The following is a 22,491-nucleotide window of genomic DNA, read 5'->3' as shown; positions in this document are numbered from 1 at the left end:
CAGGCGCATTCGGCGCACGTGAGCACGATTCTCGCCGGCAACTGCGGCGTGCTGCCGGGCAACATGGAACTCATGCCCGACGCCAGCCTCGACGACGGCGAACTCGACATCGCGCTGGTGCAGCCGCGCACGATCTTCGGCTGGCTGGCCATCTGGCGCAAGGTGACGTGGGAGAACCGGGTGCTGCGGCGCTCCGCGTTCGGCAGGCAGATCATCCGTTTCACCGGCTCGGACAAGGCCCGCATGCTCACCTACCTGCGCGGGTCGTCCGTGCACGTCGAGGTGGAGGGGGCCGAGCCGGTCGAGCTCGACGGCGATGGCTTCGGCGAGGTCGTCGGAGCGCACTTCTGGGCGGATGCCGGAGCTCTCGTCGTGCGGGTCCCCGCCCGTTCGTGAATCGCCCCCATCCTCCGTTCAGGTCGCAGTTTCTGTCGGATCCAAGCCGTTGAAGCGACAGAAACTGCGACCTGAACGGGAGGATGGGTCGCTCAGCCCTGACGGGTCATCCACTTCCACGGTTCCGCGAGCGGCTCGAAGCCGAACTTCGCGTACAGGCCGTGCGCGTCACCCGTGGCGAGCGCGATGCGCTTCAGCCCGAGCGGCTCGAGGTCGGCGACCACCCCCTCGATGAGAGCCACCCCGACTCCGCGGCCGCGCACGGACGCATCCACGAACACGTCGCACAGCCACGCGAACGTGACGCTGTCGGTCACCACCCGCGCGTACGCGACCTGCTCACCGGACTCCTGATCGAAGACTCCGTAGTTGCGCGAGTTGTCGATGGCGGCGTCCTGCACGGAACGCTTCCGCCCCTGGGCCCAGTACGACTGCTCGCTCAGCCAGCGATGCACGAGCTCGCGGTCGACCTCGGACGTGCTGCACGAGAAGCGGTAGCGGGCATCCATCGCTCCAGGGTAGAGGCGTTCAGGCCTCGGGCTCGCCGCCGATCAGGCCGCGCAGCCAGTCCCTGGCCTCGATGAACACTCCATCGGCGTAGCGCGGGTCGTAGTCGACCGGAACACGATCGGCACGCGGATACGAGCCGAGGAAGTTGATGTTCGGGCTGAACCGGAACAGGCCGAGCAGGGCATCCGCGACGCGCTCGTCCTTCACGTGGCCGTCGGCATCGATGACGAAGCGGTACCGTCCGAGCTCGTCGCCGATGGGCCTGGACTCGATCAGGCTGAGGTTGACGCCGCGCGTGGAGAACTGCTCGAGCATCTCGACGAGCGTTCCGGACTGATCGGAGGGCAGCTCGACGATGAGGCTCGTCTTGTCCGCGCCGGTCGGTTCAGGGATGCTCCGGGTGCGGCTGACGAGCGCGAACCGCGTCACGGCGTTGGGGTTGTCGATGATGTTCTCCGCCAGCAGCTCGAGATCGTGGTGGTCGACGATCGCGGGCGGGGCGATGGCCGCGTCGGCGGGGCTGATCGGCTGCCCTTCCGCGTCCGTCTCCAGCAGCGAAATGGCTGCCGCCACGTTGCTCGAGGCCGGCATGTAGTCGTGCGCCGGCAGGTTCGCGCCCAGCCACTCCTTGCACTGTCCGTACGCGACCGGATGCGCCGCAACGGTCTTCACATCCGCCAGCTTCATTCCTGGCCGAGCCACCAGCACGAACCCGACCGGCACCAGGTACTCGCCGATGATCCGCAGCTCGGGGATCCTGGCCAGGGCGTCCTGCGTGGCCGAGACGCCGCCCTCGATCGAGTTCTCGATCGCGATCATCGCGGCGACGCTGCGACCGGTGACCACGTCGTCGAGCGCCTCGCCAACGTTGTTGACCGCGCGCCACGGCTTGCCCTGCGCCTCGGGAACCTGCGCGAGCGCCGCCTCCGTGAACGTGCCGGACGGCCCGAGAAAGCTGTACGTCTGCGAGTTGGCATCCGGCATGGCGAAAAGCCTATCTGCGCGGCGCCGCACAGCGAGACGCGACGGGACGCCGGTGGGGTGTCAGACTTGGTCGCATGTCGGATCGCGCAGGCACTCCAGCAACAGAAGCAGACCTGATCGATGTCGAGGCGCTCGTTCGCGCCTACTACGAACGGAAACCGGATGCCTCGGTGTCCGAGCAAAGGGTCGTGTTCGGCACCAGCGGTCACCGCGGCAGCGCCTTCGACACGGCCTTCAACGAGGATCACATCGCCGCCGTCACTCAGGCCATCGTGGAGTACCGCCAGTCGCAGGGCACGAGCGGGCCGCTCTTCATCGGTGCCGATACGCACGCGCTCAGCATGCCGGCCCAGACGACCGCGCTCGAGGTCCTCGTGGCGAACGGCGTCGACGTGCTCATGGACGAGTACGACGACTACACGCCCACTCCTGCCGTGAGCCACGCGATCATCGCGTACAACCGGGCCAACCCTGACGGCGCGCAGGCCGACGGCATCGTCGTGACTCCGAGCCACAACCCGCCGCGGGACGGCGGCTTCAAGTACAACCCGCCGCACGGTGGACCGGCCGACACGGATGCCACGAGCTGGATCGCGAACCGCGCCAACGAGCTCATCGCCGACGGGTTGCGCGACGTGAACCGGGCAGAGCCGAGCGGTGTTGCCACTTATGACTTTCGCGAGCACTACGTGGACGACCTTCGCAACATCATCGACGTGGATGCCATCAAGAAGGCTGGCGTGCGCATCGGCGCCGATCCGCTCGGTGGTGCCAGCGCCCACTACTGGTCCCTGATCGGCGAGAAGTACGGCCTCGATCTCACGGTCGTGAATCCGACGATCGACCCGCAGTGGGGCTTCATGACACTGGACTGGGACGGCAAGATCCGCATGGATCCCTCGAGCCCGTCGGCTATGGCATCCGTGCTGAAGCACAAGGACGACTTCGACGTGCTCACCGGCAACGATGCGGATTCCGACCGGCACGGCATCGTCACACCCGACGGCGGCCTGATGAACCCGAACCACTACCTGGCCGTCGCCATCCAGTACCTCTACACGCATCGCCCGGACTGGCGACCGGATGCCGCGATCGGCAAGACCCTGGTGTCATCCTCGATCATCGACCGCGTCGCCGAGTCGCTCGGTCGTCGGCTGTGGGAGGTTCCGGTCGGCTTCAAGTGGTTCGTGCCCGGCCTCGTCGACGGCTCGGTCGCGTTCGGCGGCGAGGAGAGCGCCGGCGCGTCGTTCCTGCGCATGGACGGCACGGCGTGGACGACGGACAAGGACGGCATCCTGCTCGCCCTGCTGGCCAGCGAGATCATCGCCGTCACGGGCAAGACCCCGTCGCAGCTGTACCGCGAGCTCACGGAGCAGTTCGGCGATCCGGTCTATCAGCGGGTGGATGCCGCGGCATCCAAGGAGCAGAAGGCGAAGCTCGGCAAGCTGGACAGTGACGCCATCACCGCGACCGAGCTCGCGGGTGAGCCGATCACCGCGAAGCTCTCCCGCGCTCCGGGCAACGACGCCCCGATCGGCGGTGTGAAGGTCGTGACCGAGAACGCCTGGTTCGCCGCTCGCCCCAGCGGCACGGAGGACGTCTACAAGATCTACGCCGAGTCCTTCCTCGGCCAAGACCACCTCCGCCAGGTCCAGTCCGAGGCGAAGCAGATCGTCGACGCCGCGATCGCCTAGCAACACCGCCGGCGCGCCAGCGCCGTCCGCACATCCCATCCCTACTGGGCGTGCGAATGGCGATGGCTGGTCGAGAGGATCCGCGTTCCGGTCGCTGGCATTGGGTCTGGCGGGAGCCGCGCGTTCAGCGCGGCGGGGGCATGCGACCGGAACGCGGATCCTTTCGGCCCGCTGACCTAAGAGATCTTCTTGCGGTAGATCACCTGAGCGAACACATACGCGACGACCAGGATCCCCACCAACCAGGCCAGCGCGATCCACAGGTCTGCACCGACCGGCTGGCCGGTGAAGAGGTCGCGGATCGAGTTCACGATCGGCGTGACCGGCTGGTACTGCGCGAACCAGGCGACCGGACCGGGCATGGATGCCGTCGGCACGAACGCCGAGCTGATGAACGGAAGGAAAATGAGCGGGTACGAGAACGCACTTGCGCCGTCCACGCTCTTGGCGCTCAGGCCCGGGATCACGGCGATCCAGGTCAGAGCCAGGGTGAAGAGCAGCAGGATGCCCGCGACCGCCAGCCAGTCCAGCACGCTCGCGCCGGTGCGGAAGCCCATCAGGAGCGCCACCCCCACGACCACGACCATGGAGACCGCGTTCGCGATCATCGAGGTGAGCACGTGCGCCCACAGCACGGATGACCGTGCGATCGGCATCGACTGGAACCGTTCGAAGATTCCGCCCTGCATGTCGAGGAACAGCCGGTAGGCCGTGTACGAGATGCCGGATGCCACGGTGATGAGCAGGATGCCCGGCAGCAGGTAGTTCACGTAGGACGTGTTCGTCCCGGTGTGGATCGCCCCGCCCAGCACGTACACGAACAGCAGCAGGAACCCGATGGGCATGATGCAGGTCGTGATGATGGTGTCGAGGCTGCGGGTGATGTGCTTGACCGTTCGTCCGGTGAGCACCGCGGTGTCGCCGAAGAAGTGCGATCCGGTGGATGCCCGCGTTCCGGTCGCGAGCTGAGTCGTCGTCGTCGTTGTCATGGTCCTCTCCTACTTCTTACTTCGCGCCGGCGGGGAGGCCGGACTCGTTCTGGTCGTTGCTGGCATCGGCATCCGCCGATTCGTCACCCTTGTCGCCGACGATCGCGAAGAAGACGTCTTCGAGGCTGGGCTGCTTCTCGACGTATTCGACCTTCGCGGGCGGCAGCATCGCTTTGAGCTCCGCAAGCGTGCCGTCGACGATGATGCGGCCCTTGTGCAGGATCGCGATCCGGTCGGCCAGCTGCTCGGCCTCGTCGAGGTACTGCGTGGTGAGCAGCACGGTCGTGCCGCCCGCCGCGAGCTCCTTGACGGCATCCCATACCTCGATGCGAGCCTCGGGGTCGAGGCCGGTGGTGGGCTCGTCGAGGAAGATGACCGGCGGGTTGCCGATGAGGCTCATCGCGATGTCGAGCCGTCGCCGCATGCCGCCCGAGTAGGTCGAGACCCGGCGGCCGCCCGCGTCGGTGAGCGAGAACCGAGCGAGGAGGGCATCCGCGACCTGCTCAGGGTGCTTCACGTGGCGCAGCCTCGCGATCAGCGCGAGGTTCTCGCGTCCGCTGAGGATCTCGTCGACGGCGGCGAACTGGCCGGTCAGGCTGATCGACCTGCGAACGTCGGCGCCCTGCTTGAACACGTTGAATCCGTTGACCGTGGCGGTGCCGCCGTCGGCGTGCAGCAGGGACGACAGGATGCGGATGGCCGTGGTCTTGCCCGCCCCGTTGGAGCCGAGCAGCGCGAAGATGCTTCCCTGTGCAACGTCGAAGTCGACGCCGCGCAGCACCTCCAGCTTTCCGTAGGACTTCACCAGTCCCTGCACGTGGATCGCAGGCGACTGGACTGCGGTGGTTGTCATGGTGGTTTCCTTGTCTCTCGTTTCGCCCCGTTTCCGGGCGCGCCGATCACCGCCCTCCTTGGGCGGTAGTTGTTGGTTACGACGTTCAAGTCGCGAAGACTGCCGTTATGAGGCCCTCAAAAGGGCAGATTGTGCGACTTGAAGCGGGTGGGTGGAGGTTGGTAGCTAGGTCAGCGGGCGGCGGATGGTGATGGAGGCGTAGTCCGCGTGCGCCGTGATGGCCACGGTGCGGTCCGTCTCGACTGGAGCGGATGCCGCCTCGAGCTCGTTGCGCAACTGCCCGTGCCGCGAGGCGATGTCGAGCCAGGCGGCCGTGCCCTCCGGCACGCCGACCTCGATGGAGCCGTAGCCGCCGTCGATCTTGACCTCGCCCGTGCCGACCCTGTCGATGCGCACCTCTCCGTGTGCGCACTTGATCTCGGCAGAGCCGTTCAGCTGTTCGATCACGACGTCGCCCGTTGTGGACTTCACCGTGAGCGGTCCTTCGACCTCGCCGAAGGTGGTGTTGCCCGTGGTGTTCTTGACGTTTCCCTCGCCTTCCAACGTGCCGACCCGAATGGATCCGGCGCCGTTCGTGATGCGCAGCGGACCGGAGATCCGGCCGGCCTGAATCGAGCCGGCACCGCTGTGCAGCGTTGTCCTGCCGGCCCGCTCGATGCGGAGCTCGCCGGCGCCGGTTCGAGCGATGCAGAAGCCGAGCTCGCCCTGGGTGCTGACGTTTCCCGCTCCCACCTTGGCGTCGAGGCTCGACCCGACAGGCACCGTGATGTCCACGATCAGCCGGGGGCTGCCGCTGAACCAGGTGTAGTAGCGCAGCGTGCGAGCGATGCGCACGCCAAGAACGCCGTCGACGAAGTCAACACTCACCTCGCCGAGTGCCCGCACGTCATCCTTCTTGCTCGGGTCGGCGGCCTTGATCGACAGGGTCGTCATCATCGTGTCGGCGGCCGTGACGGTCAGGCTGACGACGACGAGCATGTCCAGCACCAGCTGGATGGGCTCAGCTGTCTCGTACTCGGTGTTCATGGCGGCTCCCCTGCTCACGTTCATCACCGAACCCATCCGGTGACTCGCTTGTTGACCTCTTGCCTGATCTCCTGCGCGAGCGTGCGTGACGCTCCGGCATCCAATGCGGAGGCGATGGTGCGCACCAGCCACGTGTTCACGGAGACCCCGGCGTGGGCTGCCGCAGCCTCGACACGCGACTTGAGCTCGTCGGGAAGCCGCAGAGTGGTACGCGTGGTCGACGACTCCTCGCCCTCCACCGCGGCCGGTGCGACGGGCGGTGCCGCCTGCGCCGGCGGCGCGGACTCCGACCACTCCGGAGCCTGCGTCACGACGAACTCGGGGTCACGACCACGAAGCCGAAGATCGACCGACCCGGGTGTCAGCTCGGTCGTGATCTCGCTCGCAGCGGCGCCGAGCGCCTCGATCAGCATGAGCCGTGCCGCCGCGTCGAGCGCCGCGCTGAGGCGTTCGGCCGTCTCGCGCGTCTCGTCCGTGCCTGCGGCAGCCGCCGCGGCGAGCTGACGCTGGAGCTCTTCGACATACGTTTCCAACTGCATGACACCATAGTGACACCATCATGGTGTCAGGTCAAGCAATCGCGCGAATAGGATGACACCACGTGGTGTCGCGGCGAAAGCGCCGCTACTTCGTCGGACTCGGCGAGGCGGTCGGCGGCAGAGCGACATGCCAGAAGTGGCCGGATGCGCCCGGGTACTCCTTGTCGAGCACGTCGTCGAGGTCCCGGTACTTCGTGTCCTTGTTGTGGCCGGCCATCTTGATGTCGATGTGCTTCTTGCCGTCGACGGTGGTGTCGACCACCTTGCTCACGATCTCGACGTGGTCGTACTCGTCGGTGCCGGCCCATGAGAACACCACGATGTCGCCCACCGCGATCTTGGACCGCTTGTCGAACGCGTACTCGGTGAGGCCCAGCGACTTCGCGTTGGCGGCGAAGTAGTTGTCCATCGCCGGAACGTAACCCCAGGCAGGGCTCCAGTCCTCACCGGCATCGTGGTCGTACCAGTCGTCGTTCATGGTCCAGCCGCGCGCGATCAGCGTCTGGCTGACGAAGTTGGCGCAGTCGCCGCCCACCGGATTGAGGTCGCCGTAGACCTTCGTGTTGTAGTCGTTCCAGTGCGCCAGCGCGTAGTCGAGCTGCTTCTGGATCGGCGCGGGAAGCGGCGCAGGCCCGGCGGAGCATCCGGCGAGAGCGAGCACGGCGACGACCGAGAACGCGGATGCCGCCCGCCACCATCTGCTTCGCCGTCTCGTCCGCACCATGCCGTCGACGTTATCGACCGGCACCTGTGCGGCAGCCCGACCGGCCGCGCTCTGAGCGGATGCTGAGGTGCCTTGAATGCGCGGCCCGTCCGTCGGTCTGATATACCGGATAGACAACCCAGTTGCCGTTTGCGCCGCGCCATTATATTCTCTGTTGACGTTTCGCCCAGCGGGGGGTCACCGAGCGAACGAGGCAGCCGTGACGGATCAACTGACACACGATCCTGTCGTCGGCGACGGCCCGAACGAGCCGGAGTCGGCGGTTGCCGTTCGCGTGCGCCTTGCCGAGACGCTCGAGGCGACGAGCACGCCGAAGCGCAAGCGCCGCTTCCTCTGGCTCTGGATCGCCGGCGGCGTGCTCGTCCTGCTGCTCGGTGCGGCGCTCACTCTGTTGATCGCTCCCGGAACGACCGTCGCGGGCGTTCCCGTCGGCGGCTTGCCGCCGAGCATCGCCGCGAACGTGGTGTCGCAGCGGCTCTCCGATGCGAGCATCAGCGTGAACGGCACCAGGATGACCGGCAGCGAACTGGGCGTATCGGTCGACGCCGGCGCTCTCACGAACAAGGCACTCGCCGACCGGCCCCTCTGGAACCTCGGCGCGTGGTTCGGCGCGCCGATCGAGGCGCCCGTGACGCTCGAGGCGGGCAAGGCCGACAAGGCACTGCAGCAGGCGCTCCCCTCCCTCTACACGAAGCCGACGGATGCCAGTGTCCGGTTCGTGAACGGCACCTACGTCGTGAAGCCGGCCGCGCCGGGCATCCGTGTGAACACCGCCGCGCTCGCTCAGTCGCTGCAGCGGGCCTTCAGCCGGGACATCGATCACGTCGCTGTGCAGACGACGAAGACCGATGCCCTGCCTCCGATCAGCACGGGCACCGCCGAGGCGACGGCGAAGAAGCTGGGCGGCATGCTCGACACGATCGGCTTCTACGTCGGCACCGAACGCACTGTGCCGGTCGCGCCGGATGTCGCGGCCTCGTGGCTGACTGTGACCTCGCACGACAGCACCGGGAGCTTCTCGATCACGGCCGATCAGAAGAAGATCCAGACCGCGGTCGACGCTCTGCCGGGCCAGGTGAACCGCCAGCCGGCGAACGCGCAGAACATCGTGAACTCGGCCGGTGAGGTGCTGCGTGTCGAGACCGCCGGCCAGACCGGACGCACGCTGGGCAGCACCGGCGGTGTCGCGGCGGCCTTCGCCACGCAGCTCAGCGATGGCAATGCCGAGTACAGCCTGCCCGTGACCGAGACGCCGTTCCAGACCACCAACCTGCAGCGCAGCATCGACGTGAACCTGAGCACGCAAACGCTCTCCATGATCCAGAACGGCGTGGTCGTCGGGTCGTGGGCGATCTCCTCAGGACTCCCGGGAACACCGACGCCGACCGGCCACTTCACCGTTCGCGATCACATCCGGGTGCAGACGATGTCGAGCACTCAGTACGGCTACGTCGTGCCCAACGTGCAGTGGGTCATGTACTTCGACTACAACGGCGACGCCTTCCACGGCGTGTACTGGCACGACAACTTCGGGCATCCGATGAGCCACGGATGCGTGGGCATGCCGATCAGCCTCGCCCAGCAGCTCTACGACTGGACGCCCGACGGCACCCAGGTCTATGTGCATTGACGATTGAGGCGAGAGCAGAGCAGGCTTGCGTGCTCTGCCGAGCCGATTGAGTCAGTCGGAGCGCGCAGCGCGAACACTAGCCGGAATACGTCTCGCCGCCCGGCACCCCGAAAAACTCCTCGAGAGTGGTGACACCCGTGTCGTGCAGCTCGGTCGACAGCGGGATGCCGACGTACCTGAAGTGCCAGGGCTCGTACGTGAAGCCGGTGACCGCCTCCTTGCCCTGCGGATAGCGCAGCAGGAATCCGAAGCGCCACGCGTTCGCCGCCAGCCACTGCCCCTCCGGCGTCTGCCCGAAGCAGGCATCCAGGCTGCAGCGACCGGATGCCGCGCTGATGTCGACCGCGAGTCCCGTCTGGTGTTCGCTGTGTCCCGGACGTGCCGTGTCGCTGTCCGCATACGCCCGGCCGTGGGCCGCGACGTCTCCGTTGTAGTCGTTGACCTGCATGTCGTAGGAGCGATACCCGCTCTGCAGTGTGAGTGAGAGCCCAGCACTGGATTTCGCCGCAGCGAACATGGCGGCGAGCGCATCGGAGACCACGTGGCGAACGGGCTGGTCGTGGATGTTCGCGACGGGCGGCTGCACGAGGTCGGCCGGCACGTAGGTTTGCGGGTTGAGAGGACGGGACTTGTTCACCACGACCCAGATGCTCGATGGGTCGTCGATGGAGTTCGCGCGCTTGTCGAATGCGGGAGCGGTCGGTGTCGATATCGGAATGGCGGATGGCGAGGCCGCCGGTGCCGGGCGCGCGGTGAGCGCCGCGCGAACTGGCGCGGAATCCGGCGGAAGAACGGCGCCGAGCGCCCATGCGCCGACACCGAGCACGAGCACCCCGGCGGCGGCGAGCGCGATCAGCATGCGAGGGCCGGGGCGGCGTGGTGTCACGCATCGAGTGTAGGGGTGCGCAGGAGCGCGCGGTCAGCGCGTCAGGTGCCAGAAGTGGCCGGTCGCGCCCGGGTGCTGCGTGGTGATCGTCTCGTCGAGGTCGCGGTACGCGTAGTCGTCGTTGTGGCTGGCCAGCTCGATCTTGTACTGGCCATTCACCTTTGTGATGCGGTCGACGACTTCGACGTGGTCGGGCGATCCGTCGCCGTCCCAGTCGAAGACGGCGATGTCGCCGAGCGCGACCTTGGCCCGGCCGGCCTGCGAAAAGCTGAGCTCCTGCAGACCGAGGCTCTCGGCGTTCTCGGCGAAGTAGTCATCCATCGCGGGAACGTAGCCCCATGCCGAGCTCCAGTCGTCGCCGGCCTCGTGGTTGTACCAGTCGTCGTTCATGGTCCAGCCGCGGGCGATGAGGGTCTGGCTGACGAAGTTGGCGCAGTCGCCGCCGTCGGGATTGAGGTCGCCGTATTCGGCGGTGTTGTAGTTCTGCCAGTGCGCGAGGGCGTACTCGAGCTGCGCAGCCACCCCGCCCGCCGCCGTGTACTCCAGCGCGTTCGGCTTGCTCGCTATCGTCTTGCCCGTCTTGCTGATCAGCTTCAGACCCACCGTGGCGGGCTGGTAGTTCGCCGCCGCGGGTGCTTGGGCGACGACCTTGTCGGAGCTTGCTGAGAGCACGCGCACATTCGCCGAGCCGAACGCCACGGTCTTCACGTTCTGCAGATCGGTGCCCGTGATCGTGACCTTCTGTCCGACGACGGATGCCTGCGCAGGCGACACGGTGGCCACCGACGGCGACGCGGTGGCCGTAGCCTGCGCTGCGGGCTTGGCGTCTGCTGTGGTGCCCGAGGTGTGAGCGGTGCAGCCCGTCAGAGCAAGCGCGGATGCCGCGGCGGCGGCAAGCACAGCCATCCGTACGCCTCGGACACGGGCACCACCGGCGCTGCGGGGACTGCGGGAGCGGGTGCGGGCGTGCGACTCATTCGGGGGGTACGACATGGCGTCGTCGACAGTACCGCGCTCTCCTTGGAATCGTCGGTGGGTCCCGTATGGGACCGCTCTCGCCGCCATCGACGGGAAGCTCTGGCGCTCATCGGAGCAGTTGTTCGCCGCCCGCGAACCGTTCGATTCAGGAACTGCTATGGTTCGACGCGCACACTTCTCGGGTGTAAATTTGCAGTCACCGCAAATTTCTCAGCACCGACAACTCTTCACACGCCAACGACGGCAGGGACCGCCGCTCGGCGTGTCTTCGCTTTCGTGCCGCCACCAGCTGTTTCAGCTTCGAACGTACGGGGATCAATGTCAGAAGCCGCCACGTCAGCGTCGGCGCAGCCAGCGCCCAATGCCCCCATCATGACCCACCGGCAGATCCTCTTCGTGATCTTCGGACTGATGGCGGGCATGTTCCTCTCTGCCCTCGACCAGACCGTCGTCGGAACGGCCATCCGCACCATCGGCGACGACCTGCACGGTCTGAGCCTGCAGGCGTGGGTCACCACGGCCTACCTGATCGTCTCCACGATCGCCACGCCGATCTACGGCAAGCTGTCCGACATCTTCGGGCGTCGGCCGCTGTTCATCCTGGCGATCGTCATCTTCGTGATCGGGTCGATCCTCTCCTCCTTCTCGCAGTCGATGATCGAGCTCGCGTTCTTCCGCGCGGTTCAGGGCCTCGGCGCCGGCGGTCTGATGTCGATGCCCCTGGCGATCATGGGCGACATCCTCGCGCCGCGTGAGCGAGCCAAATACCAGGGGTACTTCCTCGCCGTCTTCGGCATCTCGAGCGTCGCCGGACCACTGATCGGCGGCCTCTTCGCCGGTGCGAACCAGATCCTGTGGATCGCCGGATGGCGCTGGGTGTTCCTCATCAACGTGCCGATCGGCATCATCGCGCTGTTCGTCGTGATCGCGTTCCTGCACGTTCCGCGGCACGAGCACCACTCGGTGCGCATCGACTGGTGGGGCGCCGCCGGCGTCATCGTCGCCCTGGTGCCACTGCTCCTGATCGCTGAGCAGGGTCGCGAGTGGGGCTGGGTCAGCGCTTCTGCCATCACGTGCTATGTGATCGGCGCCATCGGCGTCGTCGGCTTCATCGTCGTCGAGATCCTGATGAAGGATGACGCGCTCATCCCGCTCAAGCTGTTCCGGTCGAACACGTTCTCGATGGCGACGGTCATCGGCGTTCTGGTCGGCTTCGGGATGTTCGGCGCCATGCTGACGCTTCCGCTCTACCTTCAGCTCGTGCTCGGCTCGAATCCGACCGAGAGCGGCCTGCAGCTGCTGCCGATGATCCTCGGCCTGATGATCGCGTCGATCGCGAGCGGTCAGATCATCGCACGGACCGGCCACTATCGGCAGTTCCCGATCATCGGAACGCTGCTGCTCTCCGGCGGATTCTTCTGGCTGACCTTCATGAAGTACGACTACTCGTACTGGTTCATCGCCGGCGCCATGCTGCTCATCGGGCTCGGACTGGGCCAGCTGATGCAGACGCTGACCATCGCCAGCCAGAACTCCGTCGGGCTGCGCGACATGGGCGTTGCGACGAGTGCGTCGACGTTCTTCCGGCAGATCGGTGGAACGCTGGGCACCGCGGTGCTCATCTCGCTGCTGTTCTCGGTGATGCCGGCGAACATCCAGAGCTCGCTGAACGACAAGTCGACGCTGACCCCGGCGCTCGAGGCCGCGTTCGACCCGGCTGTCGCGAACGCGCCGGAGAACAAGGGCATCATGAACACGATCTACAACCCGATCGTGAAGAACGCGACGACGAACACGACGAAGGGCCTGCAGGCCGGCGTCGACAAGGCATCCGCCGCCGCCAAGAAGGGTGTGGATGCGGCGGTGGCCGCCGGCAAGCTCCCGCCGGAGGCTCAGGCCGCCGCCGAAGCACAGGCCGTGCAGAAGGCGCAACAGGCCGTGATCGGCACGGTGCCGGTCGCGCGCATCGACTCGAACGGCACCGTCTCGCTCGACTTCTCGAACGCGTCGCAGCGCGACCAGTTCGTCGACAAGTCTGTCGTGCCCGTCGTGCAGAAGCAGCTCAAGAAGTCCAGCGGCTCCAAGGTGAACAGCAACGACATCAACGACACGTCGTTCCTCAAGAACGCTGACGAGCGGCTCGCGAAGCCGTTCCTCGTCGGCTTCAACGCGTCGGCGATCACCGTGTACTGGGTGGCGATGTGCGTTGTGCTGCTCGCGTTCGTGCTCTCGCTGTTCTTCAAGACCCCGCCGCTGCGTGCGAAGTCCGCTCTGCAGGAGGCCGCCGACGACGAGGCGATGCTCGCCACGGAAGCCGCCACCGAGACGGGCTCGCTGGCGCTGCCCGACGAGGAGGCCGAGCCCGGCCCCGTTCCGGTCGGCACCGTGTCTGACGCCGGGGCGTCCACGGGTGCGGAGCCTCGAGTCGAGCCGCGGGTCGCGCAGTCGCACGCCGAGCAGACGGCCGAGCACGGGCGGCACGCGCGACCTGCCGCGGAGGACGCGGGGCAGAAGCCGGAGCACCGAGGTCGGCACATCGCCGGTCCTGGCGAGGTCGCCACGTCGTAGTTCGGAACCGCCGCGAACCCGGCGCCACACTTATCGGCATCCGCTACGGCTTTCTTCAGTAGCGGATGCCGATTCGTGTAGCGGATGCCGATTCGTGTGACGGATGCGGTCGTGTAGCAGAAGCGGATTCGTGTGGCGGGTCGGCGTGCGACCCCGCGGCCGCGCATGGGCCCATCCGTGAGAGCGCGCTCATTTTGTGACCTGCGCGGGTCGCCTCGGCCACGGAATCGCGATAGGTTCGGGCGGGGAAGGGGCGAGATGGGCGTGAAAGCGCAGGCGCAGGCGCCGACGCTCGAGATGGTGGCCGCACGGGCCGGAGTCTCGCGCGCGACCGTCTCCCGCGTCGTGAACGGGTCGCCCAAGGTGAAGCCCGAACTGCTCAAGGCGGTCAACGCGGCGATCGCCGAGCTGAACTACGTGCCGAACCGCGCCGCGCGCTCACTCGCCAGTCGCCGCACGGAATCCATCGCCCTCGTCATTCCGGAGTCGACGACGCGCGTGTTCGCCGACCCGTTCTTCGCGCTGATCATCCAGGGCGTCGCCGTGTACCTCGCCACGACCGACTACACGCTCGGCATCGTCGTGGCATCCGAGGCCAACCCGGACAAGACACGGCGCTACCTCACCGGAGGCAACATCGACGGCGCGCTCGTCGTCTCCCACCACTCGGGCGATCACTCCTACGCCCGACTCGGCCGAACGGTTCCCGTGGTGTTCGGCGGCCGCCCGCTGCACAGCTACGACGGCGAGGCCGACACGGTCGAGAGCTTCTACGTCGACGTCGACAATATCGAGGGATCGTTCACCGCTACCCGCCACCTCATCGAGCGCGGACGCACGAACATCGCCACGATCGCCGGACCCGCCGACATGCCTGCCGGATTCGACCGCGAACTCGGCTGGCGCCGAGCCATGACCGAGGCCGGGCTGAACACCACGCTGATCGAATGGGGCGACTTCTCGCCGGCATCCGGAGCGATGGCGATGCGCCGCCTGCTGGCGCGCAAGGCTCCGCTCGACGCCGTGTTCGCCGCCAACGACCAGATGGCGCTCGGCGCGTACGCCGCGATCGCCGAAGCCGGGTTGAGCATCCCTGACGACATCGCCGTGGTCGGATACGACGACGACGCACTCGGATCGGCCGCGTCCCCCGCGCTCACCACCATGCACCAGTCGATGACCGAGCTCGGTGCCGCGATGGCGGAGAAGCTGGTCAAGATCATCGAGGGCGAGCCCGTCGAGCACGCGACCATCCTGAAGACCCGGCTGATCGTGCGTGGCTCGAGCTGATCCGCCCGCGCGGGCGTCCGTGACCGCACCTCGCGAGCGGTCAACGGCCTCGCTTCTGCTCGGCGCGATGGGGCGGGCGTACTTCCCGATCGCGTTCATCGCGCGCTTCCCGTACGCGATGATCGTGGTCGGCGTGCTGACGCTGATCGTCACCGTGCGCCATTCGATCGCACTCGGCGGCCTCGTGTCCGCGTGCGTCGGGATCGGCACAGCCGTCGTCGGCCCGCTGATCGGCGCAGCCGCCGACCGGTTCGGACAGCGCAGGGTCGTGCTCGCAGCGGGCCTCGCGAACGGGGCATCCCTCCTGCTCGTCACGTGGTGCGCCGAGGTCGCGCCGGATGCCGGTGTGCTCCTGGCTGCCGTGCTCGTCGGTGCCACCGCACCGCAGGTGTCACCGCTCTCGCGCAGCAGGCTGGTGGGTATCATCGCGACGCGGATGCCCGCTTCGCGGCGCGCAGGCATCCTCAATTCCGCGTTCTCCTACGAGTCCGCGGCAGACGAGGTGACCTTCGTGTTCGGGCCCGTGCTGGTCGGCGCGCTCGCCACGGCGTTCGGTCCGCAGGCCGCGGTCATCGGGGCCGCGCTCCTGGAGTTCGTGTTCGTCACCGCGTTCGCGCTGCACCCCACGAGTCGGCTGGCCGCGCACGAGTCGGCGGTGCGCGAGCGCGAACCGGCACGGGCGCTGCTGCGGCCACGGATCCTCGTGCTCCTGATCGGCACGACCGGCATGGGCCTCTTCTTCGGCGCGATGCTCACCTCGCTCACCGCCCTCATGACGGAGCTCGGCAGCGCCGACCAGTCCGGCCTCGTGTACGGCGCGCTCGGGGTCGGATCCGCCGCGTTCGCGCTCGGCGTCGCGCTGTTCCCCGCGCGCTTCAGTCTGCGAGCGCGTTGGCTGACGTTCGCGATCGTGCTGTTCGCCGGCGCCGCGACATTCCCGTTCGCCGGCACCGTCCCGCTCGCCGTCGCCGTGCTGTTCGTGACCGGGATCGGCGTCGGTCCGACCCTGGTCACGCTCTACAGCCTCGCGGCGCTGCGCAGCCCGAACGGCCGCTCGGCCACCGTGATGACCATGCTCGGCTCGGGGATCGTGGTGGGGCAGGCGGCGGCGTCCGCGATCGTCGGCGGCGTGGCATCCGCCACCTCCGCGCACGGGGTGTCGTTCACGCCCCTGGTGGCGGCCCTGATCGTGCTCGTCGCGGCGCTTGCCAACTGGCCGCTGAGCCGCCGCGCGACCGCAGCCTCCGCGGAGCCCGCCGGTTCCTAGCGGAAGGCGACGTCGGGCATCCGCTCGAACCGGGTGCGCATGATCGCGATCGCCTCCGGGTTGCTGTCGACGAGCACGAAGCGACGGTCGAGCGCCGCGGCCACCGCTCCCGTCGTGCCGCTTCCGGCGAAGAAGTCGAGCACCCAGTCCCCTGGGCGAGAGGATGCCTGCACCATGCGCCGCACCACCCCCTCCGGTTTCTGGGTGGGGTAGCCGGTCTTCTCCCTGCCGCTCGTGGTCACGATGGTGTGCCACCAGACATCCGTCGGCAGTTTTCCGCGCGACGCCTTCTCGGCGGTGACCAGACCCGGCGCCATGTAGGGCTCGCGATCGACCGCCTCCGAGTCGAAGTGATAGCGGCGCGGGTTCTTCACGTAGACCAGGATCGTGTCGTGCTTCGCCGGCCACCTGCGCTTCGACTTCGCACCGTAGTCGTAAGCCCAGACGATCTCGTTGAGAAAGGATGCCCGCCCGAACAGCGCGTCGAGCAGCACCTTCGCGTAGTGGGATTCGCGGTAGTCAAGGTGGAGGTACAGCGTGCCGTCGTCGGCGAGCAGCCGCCACGCCTCGAGCAGTCGGGGCTCGAGGAACTCCCAGTAGTCGTCGAACCGATCGTCGTAGCGCAACAGATCGCCGCGGATGCGCTCGTATCCGCGGCCCTGAAACCCGGCGACGGCACCGATGGCGTCGCTGCGCACGGCGGTCACCGTTCGGCGCTCCTGCCGGCGGCCGGTGTTGAACGGCGGATCGAGGTAGATCAGGGTGAACGAGGCATCCGGAAGCGTGGGCAGCACGGCCAGGTTGTCGGCCTCGAACACCGTGTTCGGGCTATCGGGAGACCACGCGGGCATTGCTCCATTGTCGCCGGTTCTCGGCCCGAGACCGGATCGGTGTGCGTATGGTGGCGACATGAGTGCACAGGTGCGCGACGACCAGGATGCCTCCCGCTACGTGATCGAGCTGGGCGGCCAGATGGTCGGCGCGGCGTATTACAAGAGGTTCGACGACCACATCGTGTTCACGCACACCGAGGTCGACGAGGGGCATCAGGGAGAGGGACTGGCCGGCGATCTGGTGCAGGCGGCGCTGGATGACGCGCGCACCGCGGGCTTGCGCGTCGTTGCGCTGTGTCCGTATGTGCGGTCCTGGATGCAGCGGCATCCGGAGTACCAGGATCTGCAGAAGGCGCCGCAGAGCGCCGGCTGAACTCTCCCGCTGGTTGAGCTCTACCGCCGTGACGCCAGCCAGTCGCGGAGGCGCGGCAGCGGCCAGGTGGTGACCACACGGTCGGCGGGAACGCCTGCCGCCTCAGCACGGGCCGCGCCGAGGGCGACGAAGGCGAGGTGCCCCGGAGCGTGAGCGTCGCTGTCGATGCTGAACAGGCATCCGGCGTCCAGGGCCATCGCGATGAGGTCGTCAGGCGGATCCTGCCGCTCGGGTCGCGAATTGATCTCCACCGCGACGTCATTCGCCGCGCACGCCGCGAACACCTTCTCGGCGTCGAACTCGGACTGCGGACGGGTGCCGCGCGACCCTCTCACCAGGCGCCCGGTGCAGTGGCCCAGCACGTTCGTGGCCGGGTCGCGCACCGCGCCGAGCATGCGGGCGGTCATGGTCGGCGCATCCGCTCGCAGCTTCGAGTGCACACTGGCGGTGACCACGTCGAGGCGGCCGAGCATCTCGCGGGTCTGGTCGAGCGAGCCGTCTTCGAGGATGTCCACCTCGATGCCCTTGAGCAGCGTCACCGCCCCGTCGTCGGTCGTCTGGTTCCACTCCTCGATGTCGGACAGCTGCTGCTGCAGCCGCTCGACGCTCAGACCGTTCGCGACCGTGAGGTGCGGCGAGTGATCGGTGATGGCGAGGCACTCGCGTCCGAGTGCGGTGGCGGCATCCGCCATGGCCGCGATCGGCACCGTGCCGTCCGACCACTCGGTGTGCGTGTGGAGATCGCCGCGCAGCTCTTCCGCCAGCGGCGAGTCCGGCAGCTCCGGTCGTCGATCGCGCAGGGCGACGAGGTAGTCCGGAACGCCTCCCTCGACGGCCTGCGTGATCACCTGGAACGTGCGGTCACCGATCCCCTTCGTGCGGGCGAGCCTGCCGTCGGCGATGCGCTCCCGCAGCTGGGCATCCGTCATGCCCTCGATCGCGGATGCCGCACGCCGGAACGCCTGCACCTTGAAGCGCGGCGCGAGGTCATACTCGAGCAGGAACGCGATCTCGTTCAGGGCGGCTTGGGGCTCCATCCGCCCATCTTGCCCCGGGCCGCCCGACACCCGTCACTCCGTCGAACCGCCGGTGTGTCGCCGAGGCACCGTGGAGACCACGCCGGTAGCGGGGCGTCTCGGCGAGACACCGGTGTGTCGACGGAAATGCGCGGCGGTCAGCGCAGTGGGTTGCCATCGGCGTCGAGGCGGATGCGCACCGGTCCGTCGCCGAAGATCCCCTCGTCGCCGTCGCCGGCCGCGGGCGCCGGCACGGGTAAGCGGGACCGTTCGTCCAGCTCCAGCTGCGCCTCGTACTTCGCCGGCGCGAAGACCTCGTCGCCGATCAGCAGAGCGCCTCCGCCGCGGGACGAACCGCCCTTCGACGACGAGCGGCTCTTGTCGCTGAGGTCGATCCAGCCGAGCCGATGGGCCAGCCAGAGCAGCACGCCGACACCGATCACGCCGACCAGTACCCACCAACCCACGCGGGTAGTATAAGCGATCGTCTAGGTTTCGTGGATGCCATTCACTCAGCCGGCTTTCGGGTCGGCGCAAGGCGCTACGGCACCCGGTAGAGCCACTCTTCCGTGCCGAACTTCTCGGCGACGAGACGCTCGGCATCCGCGTATTCCGCGTCGGAGATGTCGCCGGGATGCGCACCGTAGAGCTCGGTGAACGTCTGCTTCATGCGCTCGATGATCTCCGCGCGACTGAGTCCGCTCTGCGCCTTCAACGGGTCGACGCGCTTGGCTGCGGATGCGATTCCCTTGTCGCTGATCTTCTCCCGCCCGATGCGCAGCACCTCGGTCATCTTCTGGCCGTCCATGTCGTAGCTCATGGTCACGTGGTGCAGAACGACGCCGTTCTTGAACCGCTTCTGGGCCGCGCCGCCGATCTTGCCCTGCGGGCTGGCGATGTCGTTCAGCGGCTTGTACGTGGCATCCACCCCGAGGGAGCGCAGAGCGACGAGAGCCCAGTCGTCGAGATAGGCGTAGCTGTCGGCGAAGCTCATGCCGGAGACCAGGTCGGCAGGAACGTACAGCGAATACGTGACGACGTTGCCCTTCTCCATCATCATGGCGCCGCCGCCGGTGATGCGGCGCACCACGTCGAAGCCGTACCTGGCTGCGCCGTCCGGGTCCACCTCGTTCTTCACCGACTGGAAGCTGCCGATCACCACGGCCGACTCGTCCCACTCCCAGATGCGCAGCGTCGGGCCGCGGTGGCCGGCGGCGAGCGAGTTGCTGAGCGCCTCGTCGAGCGCGAGATGCAGCCGGGGCGGCACGGCCTTGGCGTGCACGATGGACCAGTCGTAGTCGCGCCACGCGGTCGCGTTCGAGAGCGAGCGACGGACGGCGACGCCCACCGCTTCCGGCGAGAATCCGAGCAGGACGGCATCCGACGGCAGGGCCCGACGGATGGCGTCGGCAATGGCGGCCGTGTCGGCCTCGGAGGAGAGACCATTCACGGCGGCGTCGATGGCCTCCAGCGCCGAGTCGGGCTCGAGGAAGAAGTCGCCGGACAGGTGGAAGTCGGCGATCACGCCGTCGACCACGTCGAAGTCGACGACGACGAGCTTGCCGCCCGGAACCTTGTACTCACCGTGCATGGTTCCACCCTACGGATGCCGCACGGTTCGCAACTCCTGCTATCCGAGGCGCCTCTGGGCAGGGATGGCGCAGCCGGGCGGGTGATCGCGGCGGCTTCGACCGAACTGCAGGAGTTATGAACGCGGGGGGGGCGCCGCGCTTGGGACGGAGCGCTGCGCTTGGGGGCGCCGCGCTTGGGACGGGGCGCCGCGCTTGGGAGCGCCGCGCTTGGGACGGAGCGCCGCGGACGGGTCGTCAGACGCGGGCGGGGAACCGGGCGTCGAGCCAGCGCACCAGGTCGCCGAAGACCTCGGAGCGGTTCGTCTCGTTGAACACCTCGTGCCGCGCGCCGGGATAGACGACCAGGCTGGTGTCGGTGAACCCGGAGCGCGACTCGTAGGCGGCCACGAGCATCCGTGCGCTGGCAGGGCCACCGAGCGAGTCCTCTTCGCCGATCATGACGAGCAGGGGAAGATCGCGGATGCCCCGCGCCGGCCGACCGTAGAGCCTCATGCCGTCGGCGACGCCGAAAAGCTTCAGCACCTTGGCGTCGAACGTGAGGGGGTCGGCGGCGAACGCCGCGGCGACGCGGTCGTCGCGACTCAGCCACTCGTATCCAGTGGCGCCGAGGTGCTTGTGGTGCTTGTTGAGGTCGCCGGCCTCCATGCGGCGCGGCGTGCGGTACGCGGTGCCGGTCAGCACGAGCGCATCCACCTCGTCGGCGTGGCGGTTGACGAGCATCTGGGCCATCAGCGAGCCCCAGCTGTGCCCGAGCAGCACGAGCGGAACGCCGGGGTTCTCGTCACGGACGATGCGGTTCAGGCCGCGGATGTCTTCGACAGCAGCACGCAAGCCGCCCGGTCCCAGCCGACCTAGCTTGGAGTGGTCGCCGTTCCACTGGTCGAGCCCGGTCTGCCCATGCCCGCGCTGGTCGGCCGCGTAGACCGAGAAGCCGTTCTCGTTCAGCACGCTCACGAGCGGCTCGTACCGGATGGCGTACTCGCCGAGGCCGTGCACCAGGTGGATCACGGCTCGCGGATGCTCCACCGGCCACACGTAGTACGTGACGGTCACGCCCTGTTCGTCTTCGAAGGTCGGCACGGGGCGATTCTCGCAGCAAGCGGCGGCGCGACGCGCCTCAGTCGGCAATCATGTCGCCGACGGACGGCTCGCCGTTCGGCGCGTACCGCAGCTGCACGACGCCGTCCGGCGAGGTCTCGGCGGGCCCGAGCAGTCGAAGGCTCGCCGGAACGGTGCCGTCGTGAAACAGGCTCTTGCCGGCGCCGAGGACGACCGGGTACATCCACAGCTTCAACTCGTCGAAGAGCTGCGCGTCGAACAGGGTACGCGCGAAGTCGATGCTGCCGATCACGTGCACGTTCCTGTGTTTGTCGCGCAGGGCATCCACCTCCGCGAGCAGGTCGGGGCCGAGAAGCATCGAGCCCTGCCAGTCGAGGCGCGGAGTTCCGCGAGAGGCGACGTACTTGGGAATGCGATCGAAGAGGCGTCCGATCACGCCCTCGGCGTCGCCGGTCGTGTGCTGCGGCCAGTAGCCCGCGAAGATGTCGTAGGTGCGGCGGCCGAGCAGGAGTGCGTCCATGCCGTCCATTCCCGCCATGACCCACTCGCCGACGGCCGGGTCGTTCAGCGGCGCCTGCCACCCGCCGAACCGGAAGCCGTCGGACGGGTCCTCCTCCGGCCCGCCCGGCGCCTGCTGAACGCCGTCGAGCGTGCTGAACAGGTCGATAGTGATGCGGCCGCGCTGATCCTCGGTGCCCATGAGGTCTCCCCCTTGTTCGCGACGTTTGGCACTCATTGTGCGACGGAACCGAAGGGATCGGAATATTTAGCCTTGCTAATTTGCTATGCTAAGCATTATGACTCCTGCGGCGACGATCTCCGGACCAGCGGCCGAGGTGCGCGCCGAGCCGGCGCCCAGGCGCATCACGACGCACGAGCTGTCCGGCAATCTGCGGGTCGCTGTGGCGCGGCTCTCGCGGCGGATCCGGGCCGAGAAGGCCGACGGAGCGTTGAGCGACGGTCAGTACAGCGTGCTCGCCCTTCTCCATCGCGAGGGCGAGAAGACCCTCAGCGAGCTCGCCGACCACGAGCGGGTGACGCCCCCGTCGATGAACCGCACCGTCAACAAGCTGGAGTCCGCGGGTTACGTGGTGAGGCGGGCATCCGCCGACGACCGTCGCAAGGTGCTGTTCGTGCCGACGGATGCCGGCCGCGACCTCGTGAAGGAGACGCGGCGGCGACGGGACGCGTGGCTGGACCGCAGGCTGGCCAAGCTGCCGTCCGAGACGCGTTCGCTGCTCGCCGACGCGGCCGAGGTGATGCGGGAACTGGCCGACTCGTGAG

The 22,491-nt window shown here is 67.8% G+C and carries 23 protein-coding genes; 8 read left to right on the top strand and 15 right to left on the bottom strand.

The window, feature by feature from the left end; translation table 11 throughout:
- A partial coding sequence (locus ACTHNC_RS02040) for a diacylglycerol/lipid kinase family protein (protein ID WP_440292925.1) occupies positions 1-396 on the top strand: 396 nt, incomplete at its 5' end.
- Between the two features lie 92 nt (positions 397-488).
- Here the strand turns inward: ACTHNC_RS02040 and ACTHNC_RS02035 are convergent.
- Positions 489-905 carry a GNAT family N-acetyltransferase gene (locus ACTHNC_RS02035; RefSeq protein ID WP_440292924.1) on the bottom strand — a complete coding sequence of 139 codons (417 nt, stop codon included), beginning with the start codon at positions 903-905 and terminating at the stop codon, positions 489-491.
- 19 nt (positions 906-924) lie between these two features.
- Complete coding sequence (gene pheA, locus ACTHNC_RS02030; RefSeq protein ID WP_440292923.1) at positions 925-1,890, bottom strand: prephenate dehydratase; 966 nt, start codon at positions 1,888-1,890, stop codon at positions 925-927.
- Between the two features lie 74 nt (positions 1,891-1,964).
- Here pheA and pgm point away from each other — a divergent pair, with 74 nt between their 5' ends.
- A complete protein-coding gene (gene pgm / locus ACTHNC_RS02025) occupies positions 1,965-3,584 on the top strand; it encodes a phosphoglucomutase (alpha-D-glucose-1,6-bisphosphate-dependent) (RefSeq protein ID WP_440292922.1) in 1,620 nt (539 codons plus the stop codon).
- Positions 3,585-3,760: 176 nt separating this feature from the next.
- Here the strand turns inward: pgm and ACTHNC_RS02020 are convergent, their stop codons facing one another.
- The 5 genes from ACTHNC_RS02020 to ACTHNC_RS02000 all read right to left on the bottom strand — a co-directional run bounded on the left by ACTHNC_RS02020 (position 3,761) and on the right by ACTHNC_RS02000 (position 7,715).
- The gene (locus ACTHNC_RS02020) at positions 3,761-4,573 is read right to left on the bottom strand and encodes an ABC transporter permease (RefSeq protein WP_440292921.1); all 813 of its coding nucleotides are present in this window, start codon (positions 4,571-4,573) and stop codon (positions 3,761-3,763) included.
- A 16-nt stretch (positions 4,574-4,589) separates the two neighbouring features.
- Entirely contained in the window at positions 4,590-5,426 is an 837-nt protein-coding gene (locus ACTHNC_RS02015) for an ABC transporter ATP-binding protein (RefSeq protein ID WP_440292920.1), read from the bottom strand.
- 165 nt (positions 5,427-5,591) lie between these two features.
- Entirely contained in the window at positions 5,592-6,452 is an 861-nt protein-coding gene (locus tag ACTHNC_RS02010; RefSeq protein ID WP_440292919.1) for a DUF4097 family beta strand repeat-containing protein, read from the bottom strand.
- Between the two features lie 23 nt (positions 6,453-6,475).
- A complete protein-coding gene (locus tag ACTHNC_RS02005; protein WP_440292918.1) occupies positions 6,476-6,991 on the bottom strand; it encodes a toxin-antitoxin system HicB family antitoxin in 516 nt (171 codons plus the stop codon).
- Positions 6,992-7,076: 85 nt separating this feature from the next.
- Entirely contained in the window at positions 7,077-7,715 is a 639-nt protein-coding gene (locus ACTHNC_RS02000; RefSeq protein ID WP_440292917.1) for an amidase domain-containing protein, read from the bottom strand.
- 199 nt (positions 7,716-7,914) lie between these two features.
- Here ACTHNC_RS02000 and ACTHNC_RS01995 point away from each other — a divergent pair, with 199 nt between their 5' ends.
- Entirely contained in the window at positions 7,915-9,345 is a 1,431-nt protein-coding gene (locus ACTHNC_RS01995) for a L,D-transpeptidase family protein (RefSeq protein ID WP_440292916.1), read from the top strand.
- 76 nt (positions 9,346-9,421) lie between these two features.
- Here ACTHNC_RS01995 and ACTHNC_RS01990 read toward each other — a convergent pair whose 3' ends face one another.
- The gene (locus tag ACTHNC_RS01990; protein WP_440292915.1) at positions 9,422-10,231 is read right to left on the bottom strand and encodes a D-alanyl-D-alanine carboxypeptidase family protein; all 810 of its coding nucleotides are present in this window, start codon (positions 10,229-10,231) and stop codon (positions 9,422-9,424) included.
- Between the two features lie 33 nt (positions 10,232-10,264).
- Complete coding sequence (locus ACTHNC_RS01985) at positions 10,265-11,137, bottom strand: amidase domain-containing protein (protein WP_440292914.1); 873 nt, start codon at positions 11,135-11,137, stop codon at positions 10,265-10,267.
- A 390-nt stretch (positions 11,138-11,527) separates the two neighbouring features.
- Between ACTHNC_RS01985 and ACTHNC_RS01980 the strand changes: the two genes are divergently transcribed.
- From ACTHNC_RS01980 to ACTHNC_RS01970, 3 genes are all read left to right on the top strand, one after another.
- Entirely contained in the window at positions 11,528-13,777 is a 2,250-nt protein-coding gene (locus ACTHNC_RS01980; protein WP_440292913.1) for an MDR family MFS transporter, read from the top strand.
- Between the two features lie 258 nt (positions 13,778-14,035).
- Positions 14,036-15,067: a LacI family DNA-binding transcriptional regulator gene (locus ACTHNC_RS01975; protein ID WP_440292912.1), complete on the top strand. Its 1,032-nt coding sequence runs from the start codon at positions 14,036-14,038 to the stop codon at positions 15,065-15,067.
- Positions 15,068-15,086: 19 nt separating this feature from the next.
- Complete coding sequence (locus ACTHNC_RS01970) at positions 15,087-16,334, top strand: MFS transporter (RefSeq protein WP_440292911.1); 1,248 nt, start codon at positions 15,087-15,089, stop codon at positions 16,332-16,334.
- Here ACTHNC_RS01970 and ACTHNC_RS01965 read toward each other — a convergent pair.
- Positions 16,331-17,185 (bottom strand): DNA-methyltransferase, encoded by an 855-nt coding sequence (locus ACTHNC_RS01965; protein ID WP_440292910.1) that lies wholly within the window; start codon positions 17,183-17,185, stop codon positions 16,331-16,333. The genes ACTHNC_RS01970 and ACTHNC_RS01965 overlap by 4 nt on opposite strands.
- Before the next feature lie 58 nt (positions 17,186-17,243).
- On the opposite strand from ACTHNC_RS01965, the gene ACTHNC_RS01960 reads away from it, so the two are divergent.
- Entirely contained in the window at positions 17,244-17,540 is a 297-nt protein-coding gene (locus ACTHNC_RS01960) for a GNAT family N-acetyltransferase (protein WP_440292909.1), read from the top strand.
- Between the two features lie 20 nt (positions 17,541-17,560).
- On the opposite strand, the gene ACTHNC_RS01955 is transcribed toward ACTHNC_RS01960, so the two are convergent.
- The 5 genes from ACTHNC_RS01955 to ACTHNC_RS01935 form a co-directional block, all read right to left on the bottom strand.
- Positions 17,561-18,577, bottom strand: a complete 1,017-nt coding sequence (locus ACTHNC_RS01955) for a PHP domain-containing protein (protein WP_440292908.1) — start codon at positions 18,575-18,577, stop codon at positions 17,561-17,563.
- A 137-nt stretch (positions 18,578-18,714) separates the two neighbouring features.
- Positions 18,715-19,023: a hypothetical protein gene (locus ACTHNC_RS01950; RefSeq protein ID WP_440292907.1), complete on the bottom strand. Its 309-nt coding sequence runs from the start codon at positions 19,021-19,023 to the stop codon at positions 18,715-18,717.
- 74 nt (positions 19,024-19,097) lie between these two features.
- Positions 19,098-20,147 carry a lipoate--protein ligase family protein gene (locus ACTHNC_RS01945; RefSeq protein WP_440292906.1) on the bottom strand — a complete coding sequence of 350 codons (1,050 nt, stop codon included), beginning with the start codon at positions 20,145-20,147 and terminating at the stop codon, positions 19,098-19,100.
- A 235-nt stretch (positions 20,148-20,382) separates the two neighbouring features.
- Positions 20,383-21,228, bottom strand: coding sequence for an alpha/beta fold hydrolase (locus ACTHNC_RS01940; protein ID WP_440292905.1), 846 nt, complete (start codon positions 21,226-21,228; stop codon positions 20,383-20,385).
- Between the two features lie 37 nt (positions 21,229-21,265).
- Positions 21,266-21,907 (bottom strand): dihydrofolate reductase family protein, encoded by a 642-nt coding sequence (locus ACTHNC_RS01935; RefSeq protein WP_440292904.1) that lies wholly within the window; start codon positions 21,905-21,907, stop codon positions 21,266-21,268.
- Between the two features lie 97 nt (positions 21,908-22,004).
- Between ACTHNC_RS01935 and ACTHNC_RS01930 the strand changes: the two genes are divergently transcribed.
- Positions 22,005-22,490 (top strand): MarR family winged helix-turn-helix transcriptional regulator, encoded by a 486-nt coding sequence (locus ACTHNC_RS01930; RefSeq protein ID WP_440292903.1) that lies wholly within the window; start codon positions 22,005-22,007, stop codon positions 22,488-22,490.
- The last annotated feature ends 1 nt before the right edge of the window (position 22,491 follow it).

The organism is Humibacter sp., from assembly GCF_051954055.1.
GTDB lineage: Bacteria > Actinomycetota > Actinomycetes > Actinomycetales > Microbacteriaceae > Humibacter.
Note: the sequence above shows the minus strand (reverse complement) of the source record. Positions and strands in the feature narration are given on the sequence as shown.

What these genes read in the sequence shown, in the direction of transcription:
- ACTHNC_RS01960 (WP_440292909.1), top strand. Translation starts at nt 17,244, where the DNA reads ATGAGTGCACAGGTGCGCGACGACCAGGATGCCTCCCGCTACGTGATC.
- ACTHNC_RS01955 (WP_440292908.1), bottom strand. Translation starts at nt 18,577, where the DNA reads ATGGAGCCCCAAGCCGCCCTGAACGAGATCGCGTTCCTGCTCGAGTAT.
- ACTHNC_RS01935 (WP_440292904.1), bottom strand. Translation starts at nt 21,907, where the DNA reads ATGGGCACCGAGGATCAGCGCGGCCGCATCACTATCGACCTGTTCAGC.
- ACTHNC_RS01975 (WP_440292912.1), top strand. Translation starts at nt 14,036, where the DNA reads ATGGGCGTGAAAGCGCAGGCGCAGGCGCCGACGCTCGAGATGGTGGCC.
- ACTHNC_RS02020 (WP_440292921.1), bottom strand. Translation starts at nt 4,573, where the DNA reads ATGACAACGACGACGACGACTCAGCTCGCGACCGGAACGCGGGCATCC.
- ACTHNC_RS02000 (WP_440292917.1), bottom strand. Translation starts at nt 7,715, where the DNA reads ATGGTGCGGACGAGACGGCGAAGCAGATGGTGGCGGGCGGCATCCGCG.
- pgm (WP_440292922.1), top strand. Translation starts at nt 1,965, where the DNA reads ATGTCGGATCGCGCAGGCACTCCAGCAACAGAAGCAGACCTGATCGAT.
- ACTHNC_RS01965 (WP_440292910.1), bottom strand. Translation starts at nt 17,185, where the DNA reads ATGCCCGCGTGGTCTCCCGATAGCCCGAACACGGTGTTCGAGGCCGAC.
- ACTHNC_RS01980 (WP_440292913.1), top strand. Translation starts at nt 11,528, where the DNA reads ATGTCAGAAGCCGCCACGTCAGCGTCGGCGCAGCCAGCGCCCAATGCC.
- ACTHNC_RS01985 (WP_440292914.1), bottom strand. Translation starts at nt 11,137, where the DNA reads ATGGCTGTGCTTGCCGCCGCCGCGGCATCCGCGCTTGCTCTGACGGGC.
- ACTHNC_RS02035 (WP_440292924.1), bottom strand. Translation starts at nt 905, where the DNA reads ATGGATGCCCGCTACCGCTTCTCGTGCAGCACGTCCGAGGTCGACCGC.
- pheA (WP_440292923.1), bottom strand. Translation starts at nt 1,890, where the DNA reads ATGCCGGATGCCAACTCGCAGACGTACAGCTTTCTCGGGCCGTCCGGC.
- ACTHNC_RS02005 (WP_440292918.1), bottom strand. Translation starts at nt 6,991, where the DNA reads ATGCAGTTGGAAACGTATGTCGAAGAGCTCCAGCGTCAGCTCGCCGCG.
- ACTHNC_RS02015 (WP_440292920.1), bottom strand. Translation starts at nt 5,426, where the DNA reads ATGACAACCACCGCAGTCCAGTCGCCTGCGATCCACGTGCAGGGACTG.
- ACTHNC_RS01945 (WP_440292906.1), bottom strand. Translation starts at nt 20,147, where the DNA reads ATGCACGGTGAGTACAAGGTTCCGGGCGGCAAGCTCGTCGTCGTCGAC.
- ACTHNC_RS02010 (WP_440292919.1), bottom strand. Translation starts at nt 6,452, where the DNA reads ATGAACACCGAGTACGAGACAGCTGAGCCCATCCAGCTGGTGCTGGAC.
- ACTHNC_RS01930 (WP_440292903.1), top strand. Translation starts at nt 22,005, where the DNA reads ATGACTCCTGCGGCGACGATCTCCGGACCAGCGGCCGAGGTGCGCGCC.